Annotated in this window: 8 protein-coding genes; 7 read left to right on the top strand and 1 reads right to left on the bottom strand. The window is 61.7% G+C overall.

All coding sequences use genetic code 11. From position 1 onward, the window contains the following. Nucleotides 1-383: phage minor head protein (locus RT513_RS20675; RefSeq protein WP_313534551.1), on the top strand; the 383-nt coding region annotated here is incomplete at its 5' end. Next, nucleotides 380-796, top strand: coding sequence for a hypothetical protein (locus RT513_RS20670; RefSeq protein WP_290687304.1), 417 nt, complete (start codon nucleotides 380-382; stop codon nucleotides 794-796). The genes RT513_RS20675 and RT513_RS20670, both read left to right, overlap by 4 nt. On the opposite strand, the gene RT513_RS20665 is transcribed toward RT513_RS20670, so the two are convergent. Further along, entirely contained in the window at nucleotides 777-947 is a 171-nt protein-coding gene (locus RT513_RS20665; protein WP_290687303.1) for a hypothetical protein, read from the bottom strand. The two genes, RT513_RS20670 and RT513_RS20665, sit on opposite strands and share 20 nt — an antisense overlap. A 47-nt stretch (nucleotides 948-994) precedes the next feature. On the opposite strand from RT513_RS20665, the gene RT513_RS20660 reads away from it, so the two are divergent. Genes RT513_RS20660 through RT513_RS20640 form a run of 5 tightly spaced genes read left to right on the top strand, consistent with a single transcriptional unit; the run spans nucleotide 995 to nucleotide 3,787 of the window. Continuing rightward, complete coding sequence (locus RT513_RS20660) at nucleotides 995-1,375, top strand: phage tail terminator-like protein (RefSeq protein WP_313534549.1); 381 nt, start codon at nucleotides 995-997, stop codon at nucleotides 1,373-1,375. A gap of 34 nt (nucleotides 1,376-1,409) precedes the next feature. Beyond that, nucleotides 1,410-2,111: a hypothetical protein gene (locus RT513_RS20655; protein WP_290687301.1), complete on the top strand. Its 702-nt coding sequence runs from the start codon at nucleotides 1,410-1,412 to the stop codon at nucleotides 2,109-2,111. 55 nt (nucleotides 2,112-2,166) lie between these two features. Then, nucleotides 2,167-2,526: a hypothetical protein gene (locus RT513_RS20650; protein WP_290687300.1), complete on the top strand. Its 360-nt coding sequence runs from the start codon at nucleotides 2,167-2,169 to the stop codon at nucleotides 2,524-2,526. Beyond that, nucleotides 2,463-2,882, top strand: coding sequence for a hypothetical protein (locus RT513_RS20645; protein ID WP_290687299.1), 420 nt, complete (start codon nucleotides 2,463-2,465; stop codon nucleotides 2,880-2,882). Before RT513_RS20650 ends, RT513_RS20645 begins: the two co-directional genes overlap by 64 nt. Beyond that, nucleotides 2,882-3,787 carry a tape measure protein gene (locus RT513_RS20640; RefSeq protein WP_290687298.1) on the top strand — a complete coding sequence of 302 codons (906 nt, stop codon included), beginning with the start codon at nucleotides 2,882-2,884 and terminating at the stop codon, nucleotides 3,785-3,787. The genes RT513_RS20645 and RT513_RS20640 overlap by 1 nt, the downstream gene beginning before the upstream one ends. The last annotated feature ends 135 nt before the right edge of the window (nucleotides 3,788-3,922 follow it).

Genomic DNA, 3,922 nt, shown 5'->3' with positions numbered 1-3,922 from the left:
AGTTCACCCGGAGATTACGCCGCCGTCCAATTTCCACCACTTCCGAGACACGACCGCGCGGTGAGATGATCGGGCGCACGGAGAGCCTTGCCAGCCTCAATGCGTCGCGGTCAGAGGCTTTCCGGCAGGCGGCGGAGAAGGCAGGGACGGACGCGCGGTTCATCACGCGCGAGTGGTCCAGCGCCGGGGACAGGCGGGTCCGCCACAGCCACGCCGCGATGGATGGTCAGAAGGTGCAGGGGCTGGATACCCCGTTTGTCAGCCCGAATGGCTACCGGATGATGCACCCCGGGGATAGCTCTCTCGGGGCGCCGGGGTCTGAAACCATCAACTGCCGCTGCACCACGATCATGCGCGTGGACTATTTCGAGGGCCGGGCGTGAAATCCTTCTCGTCTCAGGTAGAGGAGCGGATCGCGACCTATGAAAAGCGCCTGAACGCGGTGTTCAAGGCTAGCGTTCAGGACGCGGCGGAGGAGATGACGCGGCCCATGGCGAAGGGCGGCAGGATGCGCGTCGATACCGGGTTTCTGCGGGCATCCCTGATGGCCTCTACCTCCGCGCCGCCACGGATCAATCCGACGGCCAGACCGCGAGATGGCGCAAGCTATCGACCCGATGGAACCGTGGAGGCGGTAATCCTTGGGGCCAGCATCGACAGCACGATCTACCTCGGCTTTACCGCGTCCTACGCCGGGGTGCGGGAATACAAGGATGGCTTTGTAGAGGCCGCGCTGCTGAATTGGGACGCCATCGTACAGAGAAACGCTCGCAAGGCTATTCGGGCTTTTCCGTAGACAGCAGCCCGAGTTGCAGCAGGAGCATCGCCCTCCGGGCGGTCTTGATAGCCGTGTCGCCTCTTACAGTCTCTCCGTCCTGCGCCCCCAAGGCGATCAGGGCGGCGTGCAGCCGCTCATAGACTTGATCGTCGTTGAGCTTTTCGGACATGACCGGAGCCTAGCATGCCTGTGCCAGCCATTGAAACGCGCATCTGGATGGCGCTTAAGAACAGGCTCTTGTCGCTCTCCCTGCCGCCCATCGCGTGGCCTGCGGCGATATTTGAAAAGCCTGACGGCCCATGGATCGATGTGATGAACATCATGGCCGACAATGCACGGATCATGGTGGGGTCGCGCGGTCAGCACGACAGGTCAGGCACCCTGCAACTGCTCGTCCACCATAAGCTTGGCACAGACTACGCCCTGTCTCAGGAGACGGCAGGGCAGATCGCGGCGCATTTCTGGCCCGATCTCAACATGGAATTCCTCGGGGTCCGGGTCCGCGTCATACGCGCGCCAGATGTGCATGAGGGGTATCGCAGCGACGATGGATGGTGGGTCACTCCCATCCGCATCCGCTGGCAGTCTTTTTCGTAAATCCTGAGTGGCGCTGCAAAGCTAGGAGTCAGAAATGGCAGACTTATTTCCGGTGGCCGGCTGCCGCCTCTACATGGGCGGGCAGATCACGGTCCCTATCCGTCCCATGATCCTCTCGGATTTTGCCACGCAGACGTGGGTGGAAATCGACGGGTGGTCCACCATGGGGGCGTTCGGTGACTCCGCGCAGGAAATCACCACGTCGCTCATCAACCGCGACCGCGACATCAAGCAAAAGGGCACCAAGAACGCGGGCTCGATGGAGAACACGTTTGCCGTCATGGCCGACGATCCGGGTCAGCAGGCGCTTCTGCTCGCCGTGGAGAGCAAGAGGAACTACGCTTTCCGCATTCTTCTGAATGACCGGGCGCAGGCAGCGGCGACCATCTCCGTGGCGGCTCCGGGCGTCGTCACGCTGACCGATCACGGCATGATCGCGGGCCAGCCCGTGCGGCTGTTCTCGACGGGCACGCTCCCCGCCCCGCTCCAGAACGAGGTCGAGTATTTCGTCCACACCGTGCTGGACGAGGACACGTTTTCGGTTGCAGCAACCCCCGGCGGAACTGCCATCACCACCACCGCGGCTGGAACCGGCACGATCACCGCGGAATACGGCGGCTCGTGGCGCTACTTCGCGGCTCTGGTGATGGGAGCCCAGGAGCAGGGCGGGGAGGCGAACACCATCCGCAACCAATCGACCACCCTGTCGATAAACTCGAACATTGTGAGGGCCTAATATGGACTTGAGGGGGATCAAACGAGACACGTCCATTGCCCAGGAGGGGCAGTGGGTGAAGGACGTCCCGAATTTCGAGGATGCCGAATTTCTCGTGCGGGGGTGGGCGTCTCCGAAGGTTTTGGCCTATCGCTCGCGGCTTGAGCGTCTGGCCCCGCGTAAGGACCGGAACGCCGACGGCTCCATCAAGGAAGCAGCCCGCATGAAAATCGTGGGGGAAGTGCTGGCTGGTGTGGTGCTGCTGGATTGGCGCAATATCCGGGACGGTGGGGAGCCTCTGGATTACTCGCAGGAACTGGCAGCGAAAATCTTCGCCGACCCCGACTTCGTGATGTTCACGGACGCCGTGCTGTGGGCATCCAATCAGGTCGATGCGCAGTCCTTCATGTCGGAGCGGGACGAGGGAAACTCCTAAGCGCCCTAGAATGGGCGCTCATCTGGGGCGACAAGGCCGAAGATCAGCGGCTTGAATGCGAGAAGGCAGGCCGACCAATCCCGAGCCACCTTTGGCCGGTCGAACCGCCGCAAGGTTACGAGCAGTGGTTCGAGATATTCTTCGAGGTATCGAACGACCGGCAGTTGGGGCATGGCGCGGTCGGTCCAATCCCCGCCTCATCGCTGGCTCGCTATGACTTCGGCCCGGATCAGCGGGCTTTTGTCCGCGCGATCCGCGCCATGGACCAGTTGTTCATGCGGCATCTGAAAACGGCAAAGCCTGGCTCCATCCAAAAAGAGCCGATGACCAAAGACCGCTTTGACAGGATGTTCTGATGGATATTGCGAGCCTCGGTATCTCGGTCAAGCTGCTGTCTGCCAATGAGGCGGCGAGGGGCCTGAAGGACGTAGCGCGGGAAGCCGGGGCGGCTGAGCGGCAGGCGAAGAAGGTGGAGCAGTCCACACGCACGCTTGACGGGGTGATGCGCGGTGCAGCGAAAGCAGGTGCCATCCTTGGGGCGGCGCTCGGCACGGCATTCTCGGCTGGCGCGCTTGTCTCGGCCATCGACAAATACACCGAGATGTCGAACTTGCTGAAGGTGGTGGCAACGGACCAGTCGGGGGTGAATGATCAGCTCGCCCGGCTGGCCGACATTGCCAATTCCACGAGGACACCGCTTGAAAGCGTCGTCACGCTGTTCCAGCGCGTCTCTACCACGGCAAGCGAGCTGGGCGTCTCCGGCGAGCAGGTCGAGAAGTTCGTGACGAACATTTCCACGGCACTCGCGCTTCAGGGAGGCAGCGCGGAGCAGGCTTCAGGGGCGCTGCTCCAGCTTTCCCAAGCTTTGGCTGGTGGTGTGGTGCGGGCGGAGGAGTTCAACTCCATCATGGAGGGGGCATTCCCGATCATGCAGGCTGCGGCTCGCGGCATTGAGGGAGTGGACGGCTCCATAGGAAAACTTCGGCAGATGATGCTCGACGGGGAGCTTTCCGCGAAGGTGTTCTTCGACGCGATCCTTTCCAAGTCCGACGAACTGGCGGCGAGCTTCGGCAAGACACAGGCGACGGTCGGACAGGCGCTTCAGTCCAGATCACCCAATTCATCCCGTTCTTCATGCCGGAAAAGGCATCTGAATTTGAATACCCAGAATACGGAAATTATGATCCGGCGACGATCTGCTATCTACCGTCTTCTGAATATCGAAAGCACCGGCCGAGGCCGTCATAGCCAACAGCGTTAGTGCCGAGGCGGCAAACCCTGAAAAACACCGATGTCGCATATCCCATCCTTCACTGCATACCGATTTCGGCATGGTATCAGTTCGCATCCACCGAACTGGCCGCCCACCTGCATGCGAACGGGATCACGGAGCTGG

The sequence above is a fragment of the Haematobacter sp. genome (assembly GCF_032102465.1).
GTDB lineage: Bacteria > Pseudomonadota > Alphaproteobacteria > Rhodobacterales > Rhodobacteraceae > Haematobacter.
Note: the sequence above shows the minus strand (reverse complement) of the source record. Positions and strands in the feature narration are given on the sequence as shown.

Excerpts from the sequence above, each read along its gene's own strand:
- RT513_RS20665 (WP_290687303.1), bottom strand. The coding sequence starts at position 947 with ATGTCCGAAAAGCTCAACGACGATCAAGTCTATGAGCGGCTGCACGCC.
- RT513_RS20660 (WP_313534549.1), top strand. The coding sequence starts at position 995 with ATGGCGCTTAAGAACAGGCTCTTGTCGCTCTCCCTGCCGCCCATCGCG.
- RT513_RS20655 (WP_290687301.1), top strand. The coding sequence starts at position 1,410 with ATGGCAGACTTATTTCCGGTGGCCGGCTGCCGCCTCTACATGGGCGGG.
- RT513_RS20640 (WP_290687298.1), top strand. The coding sequence starts at position 2,882 with ATGGATATTGCGAGCCTCGGTATCTCGGTCAAGCTGCTGTCTGCCAAT.